This window comes from Shinella sumterensis (assembly GCF_004514425.2).
Lineage (GTDB): Bacteria > Pseudomonadota > Alphaproteobacteria > Rhizobiales > Rhizobiaceae > Shinella > Shinella sumterensis.
This window is the reverse complement of sequence record NZ_MYFN02000001.1, coordinates 241759-258584: the sequence shown is the minus strand read 5'-3', so window position 1 is coordinate 258584 and position 16826 is coordinate 241759. Positions and strand designations below refer to the sequence as shown.

Below are 16826 nucleotides of genomic sequence, written 5' to 3'. Positions count from 1 at the left end.
GTCCGTCAGATCGCGCCGTGGCGCGGCGGGCGTTTGCCGTTGAGATGGAAATTGCCGACCGCCTGGTATTTCCATCGGACCGGATCGTGCAGCGTGTGCGTGCGCACGTTGCGCCAGTACCGGTCGAGATTATCCTCGCTCGCGGTGGCGGACGTGCCGGACAGCTCGAACAGCTTTTCTGCAGCCAGCAGGCCGGCCTTCGTCGTCAGGATCCGCGCCTGCGCGACAGCGATGGACGCATTCGCCACGCTGTCCTCGTCGGGCGCCGCCTGTGCCGCATCGACAAAGCGGCCGGCGCGCTCGACGAGCGCCTCGGCAGCCCGGAGCCGCAGGCGGACATGACCGATCTGATGCAGCGTCAGCGGATCGGCCGAAGCCTTGTCGACGCCCGAATCGAGCCAGGGCCGCGCCCGATCCCGCACGAAGCGCAGCGTCTCCTCGAAGGCGCCGAAGCCGATCCCGAGATCGATCGCCGCATGCATGATCTGCGCGTGCGGACCTATGGTCGTCGGCCGGTCGAACGATGCCTTGAACGGCACGACCCATTCCGGCTCCACCCGCACGCGGCCGAACTTCACGGAGCCGCTGCCCGTGACACGCTGGCCGAAACCGTCCCAATCGTCGATGATCGTCACGCCCGGCGCATCCCGGGGAACGAAGGCGAGATAGGACACCTCCGCCTCGTCTTCCTCCGCAACCACCAGGGTCGGTATCCAGTGGGCGTACAGGGCGCCGGTGCAGTAGAATTTTTCGCCGTCGACAAACCATCCGGCCGGCTCGCGCACAAGCCGCGTGCGGCGCTTGAAATCCCGTGTGCCGACTTCAGCAAGAGCGTTGCCCAGCCTGTCGCCGGCCAGCACCCTGTTGAAGAAGAACTGCTTCTGCGCCTCCGATCCACCGACGCGCAGCACCTCCAGCGCATAGAAATGGTTCTGCGGAATTTGCGCCAGCGAACCGTCTGCGGCTGCGATGATGGCGATGGCCTTGGCAAGGGTCACGGTCGAGATGCCCGCGCCGCCATAAGCCTTGGGCACCGTCGCCCCCCAAAGCCCGCTCGCCGTGTAGCGTTCAAGCTCGTCCCAGGGAAGCCGCCGCTCGGCGTCCCGCACGGCGGCTTCCCGCGCGAAATCGGCAGCCAGGATATGCGCCACCTCCAGCGCATGCGCGTCATCGCGAATGATGTTCGGTGCGGTCTCGGCGGGCAATGCCTGCTGAACCGGTCGTGAAGCCGATGAAGTCATGTCCGTCGCCCTCCTCTCAATTCCACTGGTGGCGGGCGGGGTGGGCGCCGTTGAGGTAATAGTTGCCGAGAAGGTGGTACTTCCACCGAACCGGATCGTGCAGCGTATGGACCCGGGCATTGCGCCAGTGCCGATCGAGACCGTGTGCGGCGCGCGTCGAACTCGACCCGGCGAGATCGAAAAGCGTCTCGCTGGCATCCAGCGCGATTTCCGTGGTCAATATCTTCGCCTCCGCGACCGCGACCGAAGCCTTCGCGCTCGTCTCGGCAGTGACCGGCACGGCGCTCAGCTCGTCCAGCACGCTGGCGGCGTGGTGCAACAGTGCCTGCGCGGCCTGATAGTCCGTTTCCAGCCGGCCGATTTCATGGAGGATCGTCGGATCGTCGGCCGCACGCTCCAGCCCGGAATCCATCCAGGGGCGTGCCCGATCGCGCACGAAGGCGATGGCATCGTCGATCGCGGCGCGCGCGATTCCGGAATCGATCGCCGCCTGTATCAATTGCGAGATCGGTCCCCAGAGTCCCGGCCTGTCGGCCGCCTGCCAGACCGGCAGCACCTGCACCGGTTCCACGGGCACATTGTCAAACTCGACCGTACCGCTGGCCGTGGTGCGCTGACCGAAGGAGGACCAGTCGTCGATGACGGACACGCCCGGCGCGTCGAAGCGCGCCCAGACCTGCACGGCGCGGCCCTCGTCGTCGATCGCCCGGGTCGGAATCCAATGGGCGAACAACGCGCCCGTGGAATAGAAGCGCCGGCCGGTGAGCCGCAGCCCGTCGGCGGTCGCCGTAATGCGCGTCGTCACGTGGCTGATGGCGTTCCGGCCACGCTCTGGGCCGGCATTGCCGATGCGCTCGCCGCGCAGGATATCGGCATAGAAGCGCCGCTTCTGTTCCTCCGAACCGAGGTCGTGCAGCAGGGCAAGCACACCGAAATGGTTCTGGGGTATCTGGCCGGCCGAAGGGTCGGCGGCACACAGGATCTCGAACACCCGCACCAGCGTCACGAAAGAAAGTTCGGGTCCGCCATATGCCTTCGGCACCGTAATGGCGCCAAGTCCGGTCTCGCTGTAGGCCTCGATCTCATCCCAGGGCAGGATGCGCTCGCGATCCCGCAGCAGCGCTTGCGGCCGAAGCTTATCGGCAAGCGCAGTCGCCGCGGCGATCGCCTGCACGTCATTGTCGATCCGTGCGGCGGAAAGGGCCGGCGCCGGACGCCGACCGGCATCGTTGATGTTGCTCTTGCTCATTGTCGTTCCGTTCCGTTTTTCAGCGATCGCGCAGACGGCGCACGGTATAGTCACCGGCGAACTGGACGATCGTCACCATGGCGACGAGCACGATGATCACCGCCACCATGACTGCCGTGTCGAAGCGCTGGTAGCCGTAGCGGATGGCCATGTCGCCGAGCCCTCCGGCACCCACGGCACCCGCCATTGCGGAGGCGCCTATCATGGTGACGACCGTGATGGTGAAGCCGCCGACGATGCCGGGCAGCGCCTCGGGGAGCAGCACATGACGGACGATGTGCCACTTGCGGCAGCCCATCGCCTGCGCCGCCTCGATCAGCCCCTTGTCGACCTCGCGAAGACTGACTTCGGCGATGCGGGCGAAGAATGGCGTCGCGCTGATCGAAAGCGGCACGATCGCGGCCCACACCCCGATCGTCGTGCCCGTAAGGAAGCGCGTGAACGGCAGGAGTGCGACGAGCAGCACGATGAACGGCGTCGCCCGGAACCCGTTGACGACGGCTGCCACGGCGCGGTTGAGCCGCGGCGCCTCATAAAACCCGCCCGGAGATGAGACGACGAGGAAAACGGCGATCGGTATGCCGACAAGCAGCGCAATCAACGCCGAGGCGCCCACCATCTGCACCGTATCGAGGAAGGCGGCCCAGAGGCGGTTATACATCGCTGGCGACATAGCCCACCACCCTTGCGCTGCCGACATGCCCTTTCAGGGCGTCGAGGTCTTGTTCGGAAATTCCACGCGCGGCAACGAGGAGCGTGCCCTGCGCGTGTCCCTGGATGCGATCGATCGTGCCGTGCAGGAGCCGGAGCGACGTGCCGAGCGTGGCGGCAAGCCGGGCGAGGTCGGGATCGCCGCCTTGCGCGCCGGTATAGTGCAACTCGATGATGGTTTCTCCGCCGGCGACGGGGCGCGGCGCGAGGCGTGCGGCAAGATCTTCCGGAAGATCGCGGCTAAGCGGCCGCAGAAGCGCACGCGTGGCGTCGTGCTTCGGATCGCCGAAAACCTGCCAGACAGGTCCCTCCTCCGCAATACGCCCCTGCTCCAGGACGAGGACGTTCTCGCAAACCTCGCGGATGACGCTCATCTCGTGCGTGATGAGGATGATGGTCAGTCCGAGGCTGCGGTTGATGTCCCTGAGAAGCCTGAGGATCGACAGGGTCGTCTCGGGATCCAGCGCGGAAGTCGCCTCGTCGCAGAGCAGGATTTCCGGTTTGTGCACCAGGGCCCGGGCGATGCCGACCCGCTGCTTCTGCCCGCCGGAAAGACGCGACGGATAAACGTCGTGCTTGCCTTCAAGGCCGACAAGCGCCAGCACCTCATCCACCCGCTGGTCTATCCGGCGACGCGGCAGACCGGCCACGACCAGAGGCAGCGCTACGTTTTCCCGAACCGTTTTCGCCGACAGCAGGTTGAAATGCTGGAAGATCATTCCGATGCGTCGGCGCAATTGCACGAGCGCGTTCTCATCGAAGCGGCCGATGTCCTGCCCGTCCACGATGACACGGCCTGACGTCGGTTCCTCGAGCCGGTTGATGGTGCGAAGCAGGCTGGATTTGCCCGCGCCGCTTCGACCGATGATGCCGTAGATGCGGCCCGTCGGGATTTCGAGGTCGATCTCCTCCAGCGCGCGTACGGCGCCGGCCGCCGAATGGTACGTCTTGTCGAGGCGCTCGAAACGCACGGCTCCGGGGCCGGCCGGCGAGATCGCCCTCGCCCGAGCCTGCACCGTGTTCGCGACCGCATCGACTGGCAGAGGCGCCGCCATCGTCCCGAGCATCAGTGCTGCCATGACAATGTGTAGAGCTTGTCGTTACCGTGGTAGGCCTCGGCGATCGTCTTCTTCACGGCCGGTGAATTCTGATAGAGTTCGACCACCTTCTTGAGGGCGGGCTCGTCCTTGCGGTCTTCCTTGACGGTGAAGATGATGGAGAAACGCCGGTCGTCGATGCCGGAATAGATGAGACCCGAGCCGGGATCGAAAAGGCCGGATGCCGCGATGAAATGCGGATAGCCGAGCGCGAGATCGACGTCGGCGGTGATGCGGGCGAGCTGCGGCCCCTCGACCTCCGTGAATTCGAGATTGCGCGGATTCTCGGTGATGTCGTCAAGCGTTCCGGTAAAGCCGACGCCTTCCTTCAGCTTGATGAGCCCGGCCCGCTCCAGAAGCAGGAGACCGCGGCCCTGATTGACCGGATCGTTGGCAATCGCGACCTTGCCGCCCTCTGGTATCTCGTCGAAACTCTTGTGCTTGAGCGAATAGAGACCGATATTCGCCAATATGCCGACGCCGATGTCCGTCAGCTTGTAACCCCTGTCGGCAATGGCGTTGTCGAGAAAAGGCCGGTGCTGAAAGTAGTTGAGATCGATGTCGCCGGCGTCCAGCGCCACGTTCGGCGTGGTCCAGTCGGTGAACTCGACGGCTTCGATGTCGATGCCCGCCTCCTTCGCCTCCGGCACCAGGGCGGCGATCGAGTCGGCATAAGCACCCGGCACGACGCCGATCTTGACCGTTTCGGCCTGTGCCGCCGTCGCAAGCGATATCGCCGTGGCTGCCAGAAGGCCCATCATGCGCAATTTCATATCATCATCCTTTTTAAGCACCGTTGCGGTTGCGGTCAGTTGACCGGCTGCCCCTGCGTCCAGGGCAGGCTGTAGAGCTTGTCGTTTTCGGCGAACGACTTGTGGATCTGCGCCTTCACGGCATCGGAATTCTGGTAGATTTCGACAAAGCGGCGCACGAGCGCGGAGTCCGCGTTGTTTTCACGCGTCACGAACCGGATCGCGTAATCGGTGTCGTCGATCCCGGAATAGAGCAGCGCCTGACCGGCGATGTCCGCAAGCCCCGCATTGACATAGTGCGCCGGATACCCCTGCGCGAGATCGACGTCCTCAAGCGCGCGGACGAGCTGCGGCCCCTCGATCTCGACGAACTGCAGCTCTCGCTTGTTCTCGACAATGTCGTCGATCGTGGGGCGCGCGCCGACACCCTCGCGCAACTTGATGAGGCCGGCACGCTCGATGAGAAGCAGGCCGCGCCCCTGGTTGACGGGATCGTTCGCCACGCCGACACGCGCACCTTGCGGCACCTCGCCGAACGACTTGTACTTGGAGGAATAGAGACCAAGATTCGGCAGAAGCCCGACGGCGACGGACTTCAGCTTGAAACCGGTCTCCGAGACTGCGTTGTTAAGAAAGGCCTGGTGCTGGAAGTAGTTCACGTCGAGGTCGCCGGCATCGAGCGCCACATTCGGCGTCGCCCAGTCCGTGAACTCGATGACCTTGACATCGATGCCTTGTTCGCGGGCTTCGGCCGCCGCCACCTCTACGGAATCGGCAAGCGATCCGGGTGTTACGCCCACCTTCAGCGTGTCTGCGAATACGGCCGTCGCCATGAGCGAAACGGCGACAGCCGTCCCCGCCAGTGCCCGGAAGGTTCCCAACAGCCGATTTCGCATTACAATCTCCAAACGACGCCCGATATACGCAGGAGAATAGTCGATAATTTCTATACACAAAGGAGGAAATTATCTTTATGGCGACGGTCTCTGGAATTTTGTTCTCAAACGCCGTGTCGGCGGTCGCCGGTGCCGGGCGATCGAGCGAAGATCGATGAAGACAGGGAGATCGATCGACTGCATCGTCTGGATGGCGTTGCCCCCATAGATCGGACGCCTTAACGCGAACCTTCACGTTGTAGTCAACGAGGGCAACTCCTCTCGGGTTCGTTACATGCGGCCGCGCAACGCTTCCGGATCGTAGGGCGATTCTGCGATCACTCGTGCCTTGCGCCACTCACCGAGGATAGGCACTTGCAGCTCCGTTCCAGGCGTGCCGAGCGCGACCGGGAGCAGCGCGAAAGCGATGTCGTGGCCGAGCGTGTAGGCGTAGCTGCCGGAGGTGATGCGCCCGACGAGCTTGCCGTCATGATAGACACCCTCGTGAATGAGCGAGCTTGCCCCGTCCGTGTCGATGGCGATGGTCACCGAACGCTGCTTGACACCTTCCTCTCGCTGGCGCACCAGCGCCGCCTTGCCGATGAAGTCGCCCTTGTCGGGCCGGATGAAGCGGTCGAGGCCGCTTTCCCAGGCCGTCAGCTCCGGGTTCATGTCGCGATACATGGCACGGTAGGACTTTTCGAGGCGCAGCGATTCCAGCGCGTCGTAGCCGACGAGGCGCAGGCCGTGTGGCGCCCCCGCGGCAAGGATCGCCTGCAACAGCTGACGCTGGTAGGGCAGTGGATGGTAGAGTTCCCACCCCAATTCGCCCTCATAGTTGACGCGCAGCATGCGCACGTCCGTCGCAAGGCCGACCGTACCGGACCTGACGCCGAACCATGGGAACGCGTCATTGGAGAGGTCCATCTCGGTCAGTCCCTGCAGCACCTCGCGCGCCTTGGGACCGACGACGGTGAAGCAGCCGCGCTCATTGGTGACGTTGCGAAGCTGAACGCTGTCATTCTTCGGCAGGAGCTTCGAGAGATCGTCGAAGTTCCAGCGTTCGGCGCGTGGTGTGGAGATGAGATAGAAGCTGCCGTCCTCAAGGCGCGCCACGACGTATTCGGCCTGCACGCCACCGTTCTTCGTAAGGTGGTGGCTGAGATTGACACGGCCGGCTTTCGGCAGGCGGTTGGCAAGGATACCGTCGAGCCAGGCTTCGGCGCGGGGGCCGGAGACCTCGAACTTCGTCATCGGCGTCATTTCGACGAGGCCGACCGCCTCACGCACCGCCCGCACCTCTTCGGCCACGTAATGGCCCTTCTGCGTCCAGCGCCAGCTGTACTGGTCTTTGGCTTCCACACCATCGGGCGCAAACCAGTTCGGCACTTCCCAACCGTTCAGCACCCCCCAGACGGCGCCGCGCTGCGACAGGATATCATAGGAGGGCGCGGTTTTCTGCGGACGGGCAGCGGGCATATCCTGGCCGGGATAGTGTAGCTCGGCATGGGTGCCCCAGCTTTCGCGCACCTTTTGACGCGTCCATTCCTTGTTGGCATAGGTGCCGAAGCGACGCGGATCGAGCTCGGACGTGTCGAGACTGTTTGCGCCCTCGACAATGCGTTCGGAAAGATAGTAGCCAATCGCACCGCCCCAGAGGATACCGCCGGGCACACCTTCGGCGATCCAGACATTTTCGAGCCCCCAGGCGGGTCCGACCAGCGGCAGCTCGTCCGCAGTCATCTGGAAGGGGCCACGGACATTCGCCTTGATGCCGACGCGACCGAGCGCCGGCACCATTTCCATGGCCGCCCCCCAGTTCCAGGCCACCGCGTCGAAATCCTCCTCTACAAGATCGGCACCGAACCACTCAGGCACGCCGTTTTCGGCAAAAAGCTTCAGGTGCTCGGTCTTTTCGTACGGACCGAACATCAGTCCGTCCCCCTCTTCCCGCAGATAGCCCTCGAAACCTTCATCTCGCAGGATCGGCATTTCCGGCAGCCCCTGGCGCTTGCGCTCAATGATCTCCGGCACCGCATCGGTAATCCAGTATTGATGCAGGATGGGGATTGCCGGGATGTCGAGGCCGAGCATGGCACCGGTCTGACGGGCATAGTTGCCGGTCGCCGAAATAATGTGCTCGCAGATGATCTCGCCATTGTTGGTGACGATTTTCCATTCACCGCCGGCAAGCCGCTCAAAACCCCTCACCTCGGTATTGAGATAGATCTTCGCGCCACGGTCGCGCGCACCCTTGGCCATGGCCTGCGTGACGTCGGCGGGCGCGATGTGCCCGTCATCGGGATGGTAAAGCGCCGCCAGCATGTCCTTGTTGTTTTCCAAGAGCGGCCAAAGCTCGCGCGCTTCTTGCGGCGTTACCAGTTCGGCACGAATGCCCTGCACGGCGGCAACGCTCATGTAGCTCTTGTACTCGTCCAGACGGTCCCGCGTGTTTGCAATGCGCAACTGGCCGCATTTGTGCCAGCCGACATGCTGGCCGGTTTCCGCCTCCAGGCCCTCATAGATCTCGATGGTCTTGGCGATCATCCGTCCGATATTGATGCTGCGCGCATAGGAGGGAATGAGGCCGGCGGCGTGCCAGGTCGAACCGGCGGTCAGTTGCGTGCGCTCGAGAAGCGCGACATCCGTCCAGCCACGTTTGGCAAGACCGTAGAGGATGGCAGCGCCAACGCAGCCACCGCCGATGACGACGGCGCGAGCATGAGTTTGCATGGAGAGTCCCTCGAATGAATTTTCACCAGCCTACAAACCGCCTCCAGGCCTGTAATCTTGCTAAAAATTCTTGAGGGGCATAACCTCAGATTATGCACAGGCTCCGCTCGCTCGTTCCGTCCGCCAACTACCTCTTCTGCTTCGAGGCCGCAGCCCGACGGCGCAGCTTCACCGCCGCCGCGCAGGAGTTGAATGTCAGCCAGCCAGCGGTCAGCAAGACGATCCGCCTGCTGGAAGAGGCGACGGGACTGAAGCTCTTTCGCCGCGATCACACCCGGCTGGAACTGACGGCGGAGGGACAACGGCTTTACAAGGAAACGCAAGAGGCGTTCGACCATCTGCACATGGTAATCTCGTCGCTGCAGAAGAAGCACTCGAATGATGTGGTGCGCGTTTCCTTCTCCGCGTCCTTCGTGCAGCTGTGGCTTCTCCCGCGATTGAAGGACTTCAAGGCCAAGCACCCCGATGTGTCGCTGCGCATCGAGGAAAGCAGCCGCGACGACCAGGACCTGGTGGAAGAGGATATCGATCTTTCCGCACGCCTCGGCAACGGCAAATGGCCGGGCATCCACTCCTGGCGTTTTGTGACGGAAGAAGTCATGCCGGTGTGCAGCCCCGACTATCTACGGGAGCACGGGCCGATCCACGAGCCGGCGGATCTCCTCCGGCATGCGCTGCTCAATTTCGAGGAAAGGCACCGCACCCGTCTTGGCTGGCGCGAATGGCTGGAGCGCCATGCCGTCCCGGTTGCCCGGCTGAAACAGGATTTCGTCTTCACCGATGCGCTTGGCTCCATCGAAGCGGCTGTGCTTGGCCAGGGCATCGCACTTGGCTGGAAGCACCTCATCCACGACCATGTACAAGCCGGACGGCTGGTCCTTCCCCTTCGGGAATCCTATCGGTCCGGACAAGCGGTCCACATCATCATGCCGGCGCAACGCCCACCAAAGCGCGGGGCTGAACTTTTCCGTGATTGGCTGATCGAGCAGGACGCTGACGGCGCGGCCTAGAAGGAGAGCCGTGATCGAGCCGCATAACCGGTTCTGCATCCGCCTCAAGCTCGCTTGCTACATGGCGCCCGTATACGCGCGGCGCGCGATGCTTTGCTGCACGTAATTGATCATGGTGATGAAATCGAAGATCGGTCGACCGGTCGCCGCTTGCACGGCGTGGGCATAGGGGGGCAGATCGCTGCATTCAAGCAGAATGGAGCGCACATCGGGATTGTCCGCAACGAGGCACCGGGCCACCTCCGTCACCTCCCGCTCGATGGCTGCGGAATCCAGCGTTCCACGCTCTTCCAGAATGGCCTCGCGAAACTCCGTCTGCCCCTCCATGCCGGCAACGGCGAGGGGAACGTGATCGGCGACGTTGCAGGCGGCAAAGTGGCGCGGCGTCAATCGCGTGGCGTTCGCGGTGATGACGCCGACCCGCCCACCGCACAGAGCATGCATGAACGGAATCTGCATAAGGCTCGAAAGGAAGACAGGGACGTCGACCGCAGCGGCGACTTCCTCCTGAAAATAGGCCATGAAGCCGCAAGCACCCGTGATTGCCTTGACGCCCCGGTTCTGCAACTCGACGGCGGCCTCGATGAAGACATCCTTCAAGGCGGGATCGCGCTGGTTCAGCAGGCGGTCGATCGAGGCGCCCCTCACCTCCTGGAAGCGAACGGGATAATCATAGGTCGTCGCATTGCCGACATTGCCGGGGATGCAGGGATAGGCGGCATCAAGGATCAGGATGCCAATCTGCTCACCATACCACGACTGCGTCTTACGCGTGACCGTATAGACAGTCATCGTTGTTCTCTCCGATTCCATGTCAGGGGAATGCGGGGGAGGTCCCTCTCCCGCTTGGTCGTTACTCGACGAGACGCGGTGCGCCGGTATCGGCGGCCGTGCCATCCAAGCCGTAGGACTTGAGAATGGTGACGATCGTGCCATCAGCATGCATTTCGGCAATCGCGGCATCGAGCGCGACGCCGAATTCCTTGGCGTTCAGCGAATAGGGGAAGGCTGCCTGAGCGGCTTCCTTGGTGGCCTTCACACGCTGGTCCGGAGCCGCGACATTGACCTTCACGTCGCCAAGCGCGCCCTTCTGTTCCGCGACGACGCCGGTCGAATAGCCGTCGACCGCGACATCGATGCGGCCCGACGAAAGATCCTGCTGCATGTTGACGGAGTTCGGATAGAGCTTCAGCGAACCGCCGAGCATCGCCTTCAGGTCTGCGACCCAGAGATAACCCTGCACCGTACCAACCTGCTTGCCTTCGAGGTCGGAAACGTTCTTGAAGCCTTCCTTGGAATAGATGCCCATCTGGTCGGTGTAGAGCGGGGCGGAAAGGCTCATCACCTTCGCGCGTTCGGCCGTGCGGTACCAGTCTCCGGTCGCGATATCGGCTTGACCGGAAAGGACATACTGGATAGCCGCCGCCGGATCGACCGCGACAGCCTTGACCTTCAGGCATTCGCGCTTGGCGAATTCTGCGGCGATATCGCCGTCGATACCTTTCATGTTGCCGCTGTCATCGACGAAGGAATGCGGAACATAGGTGGTGACCGCAACGGTCAGCGTGCCCGCCTCGATCGTGGTGAACTGGTGCTTCGGCGTGCACTCCTGGGCGGATGCAACCCCGGCCGTCAGGGCCAGACCGGCAATGCCGGCAAGGAGGAACTGCGTGGTGGTGATTGTCTTCGGCATGCAGGTATCCTTTCAGCTTGGTTTCAACGTTGCGCGTAGAGGCCGGCGCGCTTTTCGACGTGGCTGACGAGAAGTGCGGCGGGAATGGAGATGGCGGCATAGAGCACACCCGCGGCGAGAAGCGCGGGGAAGTAGCGGAAGGTCGTCGACCCTATCTCGTAGGCCCGGCTCACCAGCTCCGGTAGCGCGATGGTGAAGCAGAGCGAAGTGCCCTGAAAGATCAGGATGGAGAAACCGAGCAGCGCCGGAAGTGCCACCCGAAGACCCTGCGGCAGAAGCACGTAGCGCAGCTCATCGAACCGGTTGAGGCCGAGTGCTTCGGCCGCCTCCCGCTGACCATGCGCGACGGACTGAAGGCTGGCGCGAATGATTTCGCTGGTATAGGCGCCGGTGTTCCAGGCAAGGGCGATGATCGCGGCCGAGAAGGAGCCGAGCGTCAACCCCGTCGTCGGCAGGCCGAAATAAATGAATTGCAGAAGCACCAGCGCCGGCGCGCCACGGCCGATCTCCACAAGGAAAAGACTGATAACTTGCAGCCAGCGGCTCCTGGCGAGAACCCCCAATGCGAGGAGAAGGCCCAAAGGAATGCCGATCAGCAAGCTGAAGGCCGTTACCTGGAGGCTGATGGAGAGACCGCCGAGAAGGTCGGGTAGCCAGGCGGAGATTTCGTCTTGGGTCGGAAACATCAGCGTGCCACCTTTGCCCGGAGGTAACCGTCGGCGACGCGCGAGAGCCAGGAGATCGGCAGGCTCAGGAGCACGTAGAAGAGACCGACCAGCGCAAAGACTTCAAGGCCTCGGAACGTCAGCTGGGAGAGCTGATTGCCCTGATAGGCAAGTTCCGCCACGCCGATGGTCGAGGCGACCGCGGTCTCCTTCATCAGCCCTATCAGGTAGCTCGCCGCCGATGGCAGCGCGACGCGGAAGGCTTGGGGCGCGACGATATCGCGGAAGGTCGACCAGCGGCCGAGATCGAGCGCCGCCGCGGCCTCCCACTGACCGAAATGGATGGAAGCGACCGCGCCTCGATAGATTTCCGCCAGGTTCGCCGCTGCGATCAGCCCGAGGCCCATCAGGGCGGCGTTGAACGGGCTGATCGGCATCACGCCCATACCAAGGCCAAAGAAGATGATGAAGAGCCAGAGGATCGGCGGGATGGCGCGCACGATCTGGATAACGGACATGGCCATGAAGCGGAGCAGCCAGAGGCGGCTGCGCCGCGCCGCAAGCAGCGGGACACCAAGCACGGCGCCAATGAAAAAGGCACCGGCCGTGAGTGCGACCGTCCAGGTCAAGCCGCGCAGGAGCGGCAGAAGGTCCGCCGCGTTCATCGGTCGTGTACCGCGCGAAGGAAGCGTTTGGTCCGCTCCTGCTGCGGATTGCGCATGATTTCCTTGGATGGTCCCTTCTCGACGATATGCCCATCGGCCATGATCATGACGGTGTCGGAAACGTTCTCGGCGAACCCCATTTCATGCGTGACGACGATCATCGTCATACCGGTTTCGGCAAGTTCCCGCATGACGGCGAGAACCTCCAGGCCAAGTTCGGGATCAAGCGCCGAAGTCGGCTCGTCGAAAAGCATGATCTCGGGGTCGAGGGCGAGAGACCGTGCAATGGCAATGCGCTGCTGCTGGCCACCCGAACAACGGACCGGGAACTGTGTCGCCTTGTCTGCAAGCCCTACCCGCTTGAGGAGTTGCATGGACCGCTCCTCCGCCTCTGCACGACCGCGACCAAGCACCCGTTCCTGCGCAAGGCTGACATTGCGCAGAACCGACATGTGCGGGAAGAGGTTGAAGGACTGAAACACCATGCCGACCCGTCGACGCAGGCCGGAGAGTTCCGCCCGCGCAACCGGACGAGCAGCGTCGATCGTCATCGAGCCGATCGTGATGGTCCCGCCATCCGGCGGCTCAAGATAGTTTATACAGCGCAGCAGGGTGCTTTTTCCGGAGCCGCTCGGCCCGATGATAGCAAGCACCTCGCCGGACCGCACATCGAGATCGATGCCGTCGAGAACCGTGTGGCTGCCGTAGTGCTTGCTGAGGGTTTTCAGGCGGATGAGGGCGTCGGTCGAAGCTGGCATCATTGCGGGCTGTACCCCGCCACGCTGCCAATCGTCGTCCGGCAAACAAAGGATGGCGCCATCCATATCATCGTGACCCCCAATAGATCAGCACCCCGCGCGCCGCCTCTGCGGGCCGGTTATCGCCTGCGCTGCCTGGTTGTGATTGGCCGTCGGATTTCCGCTTGAGGCCGTGTTCCCGTCTTTATTATGAGGATGGTAGCATTCTGCCGTATGCTGAGCAGGGCGAAAAAATTGCTGCCCCACCAAACTTGAGGTTATGCCAACTCTGAGGGGGCGCGAAATCACACCCCTCTTCATGTTGTGGAGAGAAGAACGTTATCGCACGGAGCACAACGTCTCCGGACCGCGCTAACGCAGTGCCACCTCGGCCCCGTCATGATTGAGCGCCGCGTCGAATAGCGTTTTTCCGGGGCCACCGAGCCATTCTTCGAGCGAAGCAAGACGGCCGAATTCGCGCGCGAGCCCTGTCAAGTCGGCCGCTCCGGCGAGCAGGCCGCTATCCTGAAGCTCGGCTAAACGGCGAAGGAAAGGATTGGCCGCAAGCAATTCATCCGGAAAACGCTTGTAGATGATCGGTCGACCCGCTGCCTTTGTGAACGCATCTTGCAAGTCCTTGCCGGTAACAGACGCACCGGCCAACTCGATAACTTTGCCGCAATAGCGATCCGGAGCCATCAGGATTTCGGCATTGATGCGGCCTAAATCGGCGAGAGCAATCATCTGCATGGATTGGTCCGGTCTCATGAAGAAGGTGAACCTGCCTCGAGGCAGTCCCATGCCGGGCAGCAGCAGCATCTCCATGAAGGAGCGAAGGCGCGAACCAACCTCTTTGGCTCGCTGTTTTCGCAGACTTCCCGATAGAATCAGCCGACCGGCTGGCCGCTTGCGCCCGCCTCTCAAAAAATCGTTCTACCCACTTGGCAAAGAGCTCCACAGGCATGCAAGATGGCCGTGGAGATCTTGTCAGAAGGGAAGCGCGCATGTCCAGAGACCTCGATCAACTCAGCCGGCTTCTTCTCGGCGGGCGGCTGAACCGACGGGATTTTCTCGGACGTGCCGCAGCGCTCGGCCTGTCGGCGGCGGCTGCGAACACGATGCTCGCGCGCGCCGCTGCGGCCCAGTCTCCCGTAAAGGGCGGGGTATTGCGGGCCGGGATGGTCGGCGGTGCGGCAACCGACAGCCTCGACCCCGCGACATGGGCAAGCCAGGTGCCGTATACGCTCGGGCGCTGTTGGGGCGAACAGCTGCTCGAGATCTCGCCGGCCGGCGAGATCGAGTACCGCCTGGCGGAAGCCTACGAGGCCTCGCGCGATGCCAGGACCTGGACGTTCAAGATCCGCCAGGACGTCACCTTCCACAATGGCAAGGTCCTGACACCCGAAGACATCGTCGCGACTTTCGAGCGCCACGCGGATAAGAACTCCAAATCGGCAGCGCTGCCCTTTGTCTCCGCATTCGAGACGGTGAAGGCCGACGGGCGCAACATCGTTATTACGCTGAAAGAGCCCAATGCCGACCTGCCCTACGTGGTCGGTGATTATCACCTGATGATCCAGCCGAATGGCGGCAAGGACGACCCGACGGCAGCGATCGGCACCGGCCCCTACAAGATCGTCGTCAACGAGCCGGGCGTGCGCCATGTCGGCGAAAAGCACGAAGGCTACTGGGGCAGCGATGTGCGCGGCCACGCCGACAGCATCGAAATCATCGTGATGAACGATTCAACCGCGCGCACAGCCGCCCTGCAAGGCGGCCAGATCGACATGATCAACCGGGTCGAGCCCAAGGTCGTGGAGCTCGTGGAGCGCGTGCCGGGCGTCACGATCCGCAACGTGCCGGGCAAGGGTCATTACGTGATGATTGCCCATTGCGACACCGCCCCCTTCGATAACAACGACTTGCGGCTGGCCTTGAAGTACGCCGTCGATCGTGAGGAGATGGTCGAGAAGATCCTCGGCGGCTACGGCACGGTCGGCAACGACACGCCAATGATCAAAGGCTACCCGCTGTTCGACGATGATATCGAACAGCGGGTGTTCGATCCGGAAAAGGCCGCGGAGCACTACAAGAAATCCGGCCACAGCGGGTCCATCCTTTTGCGCACGTCGGAGGTCGCCTTTCCCGGTGCGGTGGACGCCGCCCAGCTCTTCCAGCAGAGCGCCGCCAAGTGCGGCATCACGCTCGAGATCAAGCGCGAGCCGGGCGACGGCTATTGGTCGGATGTGTGGAACAAGCAGCCGTTCTCGATGTCCTACTGGACCGGACGCCCCACGCAGGATCAAGTGTATTCTCTCGCCTATCTCTCCGGCGCGGAATGGAACGACACAAGGTTCTTCCGGGAGGACTTCGACAAGCTGATCATTGGCGCACGCGCCGAACTCGATACCGACAAGCGCAAGGCTCTGTACCGCCAGGCAGCCGTCATCCTGCGCGACCAGGGAGGCGTGATCGTCCCCATGTTCAACAACTATATCGATGCGACGACCCCGCGCGTCGGCGGCTGGATCGACGATCCGAACGGCGAGCTCATGGGTGGACATGCGCTGACAAAATGCTGGGTGGTCTCCTAGGCATTGACGACGTCGCGCGGCCCTTCGTCCAAGCGGCGGCGTCGTGCGCAGGAAGTCAGGTCAAGCGAAAGCAGAGCGCACCATCTCAGCGGACCTTGTATTTCTGGACCGCATCGTAGAGCGAGGCGCCACTGTCCATGAACGCCTGCATCTCCTTTTCGATGCCGAGGAGTTCGGCCGACTTGCGGGCGATGTCCCCGGCATGTTCCGGCGGAATGACGAGCACGCCGTCGCGGTCGCCCAGAATGATGTCGTCGGGCCGCACATAGACGCCGCCGCAGATGACAGGCCCGTTGGCCACCGTGGTGGCGAAGCGGTGTTGTCCGGCGCGCACGGAGGTTCCCTGGGCAAAGACCGTCAGTCCATAACCTTCCATCTCTTCGACATCACGCAAGGCGCCATCGGTGACCAGGCCGACGGCGCCGAGGTGGCTGGCGCGGTGGGCCATGTTGCCACCCCAGTTGGCGTGGGATGCGATCCCCTGCGTCGCGATCACCATCACCGTGCCCGGCTTGCAGCCGTCGATGACCTGCTGGATCGCGAAGGCATAGTCCTTCGCCAATTCGGCCTGACCTGCATTGGCGGTGATCGGCGTGCGGCCGACAGTGCGGGCGCGGCCGAGAATGCGCCGTCCCGAAACCAGCCGGACGGTCGGATCCAGCGCGCTGTCCTTCAGGCCGAGCGAAAACATGGCATCCGAAACGGTGGCCGGCTGGAAAGCATCGAAGGCAAGGGCCAAAGGATCGGCAGAAAGGACATGAGAGGCAGGCGCGACCATGGTGGCTCCTGGAGAATGATGGGTTT

Annotated in this window: 16 protein-coding genes; 2 read left to right on the top strand and 14 right to left on the bottom strand. The window is 63.0% G+C overall.

Going from position 1 to position 16826, the window contains the following annotated elements; genetic code table 11:
* Positions 1–5: 5 nt before the first annotated feature.
* The 7 genes from B5M41_RS01245 to B5M41_RS01215 all read right to left on the bottom strand — a co-directional run bounded on the left by B5M41_RS01245 (position 6) and on the right by B5M41_RS01215 (position 8658).
* On the bottom strand, positions 6–1241 hold the full coding sequence (locus B5M41_RS01245) for an SfnB family sulfur acquisition oxidoreductase (protein WP_134650314.1): 1236 nt from the start codon (positions 1239–1241) through the stop codon (positions 6–8).
* A 16-nt stretch (positions 1242–1257) separates the two neighbouring features.
* Positions 1258–2490 carry an SfnB family sulfur acquisition oxidoreductase gene (locus B5M41_RS01240; protein WP_134650315.1) on the bottom strand — a complete coding sequence of 411 codons (1233 nt, stop codon included), beginning with the start codon at positions 2488–2490 and terminating at the stop codon, positions 1258–1260.
* 19 nt (positions 2491–2509) lie between these two features.
* Positions 2510–3163: a methionine ABC transporter permease gene (locus B5M41_RS01235; RefSeq protein WP_134650316.1), complete on the bottom strand. Its 654-nt coding sequence runs from the start codon at positions 3161–3163 to the stop codon at positions 2510–2512.
* On the bottom strand, positions 3144–4280 hold the full coding sequence (locus tag B5M41_RS01230) for a methionine ABC transporter ATP-binding protein (RefSeq protein WP_209020882.1): 1137 nt from the start codon (positions 4278–4280) through the stop codon (positions 3144–3146). The genes B5M41_RS01235 and B5M41_RS01230 overlap by 20 nt, the downstream gene beginning before the upstream one ends.
* Positions 4268–5071: a MetQ/NlpA family ABC transporter substrate-binding protein gene (locus B5M41_RS01225; protein WP_134650317.1), complete on the bottom strand. Its 804-nt coding sequence runs from the start codon at positions 5069–5071 to the stop codon at positions 4268–4270. Before B5M41_RS01225 ends, B5M41_RS01230 begins: the two co-directional genes overlap by 13 nt.
* 35 nt (positions 5072–5106) lie before the next feature.
* On the bottom strand, positions 5107–5946 hold the full coding sequence (locus B5M41_RS01220; RefSeq protein WP_134650318.1) for a MetQ/NlpA family ABC transporter substrate-binding protein: 840 nt from the start codon (positions 5944–5946) through the stop codon (positions 5107–5109).
* 270 nt (positions 5947–6216) lie between these two features.
* Entirely contained in the window at positions 6217–8658 is a 2442-nt protein-coding gene (locus tag B5M41_RS01215) for a GcvT family protein (RefSeq protein WP_134650319.1), read from the bottom strand.
* A 92-nt stretch (positions 8659–8750) separates the two neighbouring features.
* On the opposite strand from B5M41_RS01215, the gene B5M41_RS01210 reads away from it, so the two are divergent.
* Positions 8751–9668: a LysR substrate-binding domain-containing protein gene (locus tag B5M41_RS01210; protein WP_134650320.1), complete on the top strand. Its 918-nt coding sequence runs from the start codon at positions 8751–8753 to the stop codon at positions 9666–9668.
* A 57-nt stretch (positions 9669–9725) separates the two neighbouring features.
* Here B5M41_RS01210 and B5M41_RS01205 read toward each other — a convergent pair whose 3' ends face one another.
* The 6 genes from B5M41_RS01205 to B5M41_RS01180 form a co-directional block, all read right to left on the bottom strand.
* Complete coding sequence (locus tag B5M41_RS01205; protein ID WP_134650321.1) at positions 9726–10460, bottom strand: aspartate/glutamate racemase family protein; 735 nt, start codon at positions 10458–10460, stop codon at positions 9726–9728.
* 61 nt (positions 10461–10521) lie between these two features.
* Positions 10522–11361 carry a substrate-binding periplasmic protein gene (locus tag B5M41_RS01200; RefSeq protein ID WP_134650322.1) on the bottom strand — a complete coding sequence of 280 codons (840 nt, stop codon included), beginning with the start codon at positions 11359–11361 and terminating at the stop codon, positions 10522–10524.
* 23 nt (positions 11362–11384) lie between these two features.
* Positions 11385–12047: an amino acid ABC transporter permease gene (locus tag B5M41_RS01195; protein WP_134650323.1), complete on the bottom strand. Its 663-nt coding sequence runs from the start codon at positions 12045–12047 to the stop codon at positions 11385–11387.
* Positions 12047–12691 carry an amino acid ABC transporter permease gene (locus B5M41_RS01190; RefSeq protein ID WP_134650324.1) on the bottom strand — a complete coding sequence of 215 codons (645 nt, stop codon included), beginning with the start codon at positions 12689–12691 and terminating at the stop codon, positions 12047–12049. Before B5M41_RS01190 ends, B5M41_RS01195 begins: the two co-directional genes overlap by 1 nt.
* Entirely contained in the window at positions 12688–13452 is a 765-nt protein-coding gene (locus tag B5M41_RS01185; RefSeq protein WP_134650325.1) for an amino acid ABC transporter ATP-binding protein, read from the bottom strand. The genes B5M41_RS01190 and B5M41_RS01185 overlap by 4 nt, the downstream gene beginning before the upstream one ends.
* Positions 13453–13800: 348 nt before the next feature.
* Entirely contained in the window at positions 13801–14178 is a 378-nt protein-coding gene (locus tag B5M41_RS01180; RefSeq protein WP_230639941.1) for an NmrA family NAD(P)-binding protein, read from the bottom strand.
* 254 nt (positions 14179–14432) lie between these two features.
* Between B5M41_RS01180 and B5M41_RS01175 the strand changes: the two genes are divergently transcribed.
* A complete protein-coding gene (locus tag B5M41_RS01175) occupies positions 14433–16022 on the top strand; it encodes an ABC transporter substrate-binding protein (RefSeq protein WP_134650327.1) in 1590 nt (529 codons plus the stop codon).
* A gap of 85 nt (positions 16023–16107) precedes the next feature.
* Here B5M41_RS01175 and B5M41_RS01170 read toward each other — a convergent pair whose 3' ends face one another.
* Entirely contained in the window at positions 16108–16800 is a 693-nt protein-coding gene (locus B5M41_RS01170) for an RraA family protein (protein WP_167719222.1), read from the bottom strand.
* Positions 16801–16826: the final 26 nt, after the last annotated feature.

Bases quoted from the DNA above. Each gene is read 5' to 3' on its own strand.
- B5M41_RS01210 (WP_134650320.1), top strand. From the start codon at position 8,751: ATGCACAGGCTCCGCTCGCTCGTTCCGTCCGCCAACTACCTCTTCTGC.
- B5M41_RS01200 (WP_134650322.1), bottom strand. From the start codon at position 11,361: ATGCCGAAGACAATCACCACCACGCAGTTCCTCCTTGCCGGCATTGCC.
- B5M41_RS01190 (WP_134650324.1), bottom strand. From the start codon at position 12,691: ATGAACGCGGCGGACCTTCTGCCGCTCCTGCGCGGCTTGACCTGGACG.
- B5M41_RS01240 (WP_134650315.1), bottom strand. From the start codon at position 2,490: ATGAGCAAGAGCAACATCAACGATGCCGGTCGGCGTCCGGCGCCGGCC.
- B5M41_RS01180 (WP_230639941.1), bottom strand. From the start codon at position 14,178: ATGCAGATGATTGCTCTCGCCGATTTAGGCCGCATCAATGCCGAAATC.
- B5M41_RS01230 (WP_209020882.1), bottom strand. From the start codon at position 4,280: ATGGCAGCACTGATGCTCGGGACGATGGCGGCGCCTCTGCCAGTCGAT.
- B5M41_RS01225 (WP_134650317.1), bottom strand. From the start codon at position 5,071: ATGAAATTGCGCATGATGGGCCTTCTGGCAGCCACGGCGATATCGCTT.
- B5M41_RS01175 (WP_134650327.1), top strand. From the start codon at position 14,433: ATGTCCAGAGACCTCGATCAACTCAGCCGGCTTCTTCTCGGCGGGCGG.
- B5M41_RS01235 (WP_134650316.1), bottom strand. From the start codon at position 3,163: ATGTCGCCAGCGATGTATAACCGCCTCTGGGCCGCCTTCCTCGATACG.
- B5M41_RS01185 (WP_134650325.1), bottom strand. From the start codon at position 13,452: ATGATGCCAGCTTCGACCGACGCCCTCATCCGCCTGAAAACCCTCAGC.
- B5M41_RS01195 (WP_134650323.1), bottom strand. From the start codon at position 12,047: ATGTTTCCGACCCAAGACGAAATCTCCGCCTGGCTACCCGACCTTCTC.
- B5M41_RS01220 (WP_134650318.1), bottom strand. From the start codon at position 5,946: ATGCGAAATCGGCTGTTGGGAACCTTCCGGGCACTGGCGGGGACGGCT.
- B5M41_RS01170 (WP_167719222.1), bottom strand. From the start codon at position 16,800: ATGGTCGCGCCTGCCTCTCATGTCCTTTCTGCCGATCCTTTGGCCCTT.
- B5M41_RS01245 (WP_134650314.1), bottom strand. From the start codon at position 1,241: ATGACTTCATCGGCTTCACGACCGGTTCAGCAGGCATTGCCCGCCGAG.
- B5M41_RS01215 (WP_134650319.1), bottom strand. From the start codon at position 8,658: ATGCAAACTCATGCTCGCGCCGTCGTCATCGGCGGTGGCTGCGTTGGC.
- B5M41_RS01205 (WP_134650321.1), bottom strand. From the start codon at position 10,460: ATGACTGTCTATACGGTCACGCGTAAGACGCAGTCGTGGTATGGTGAG.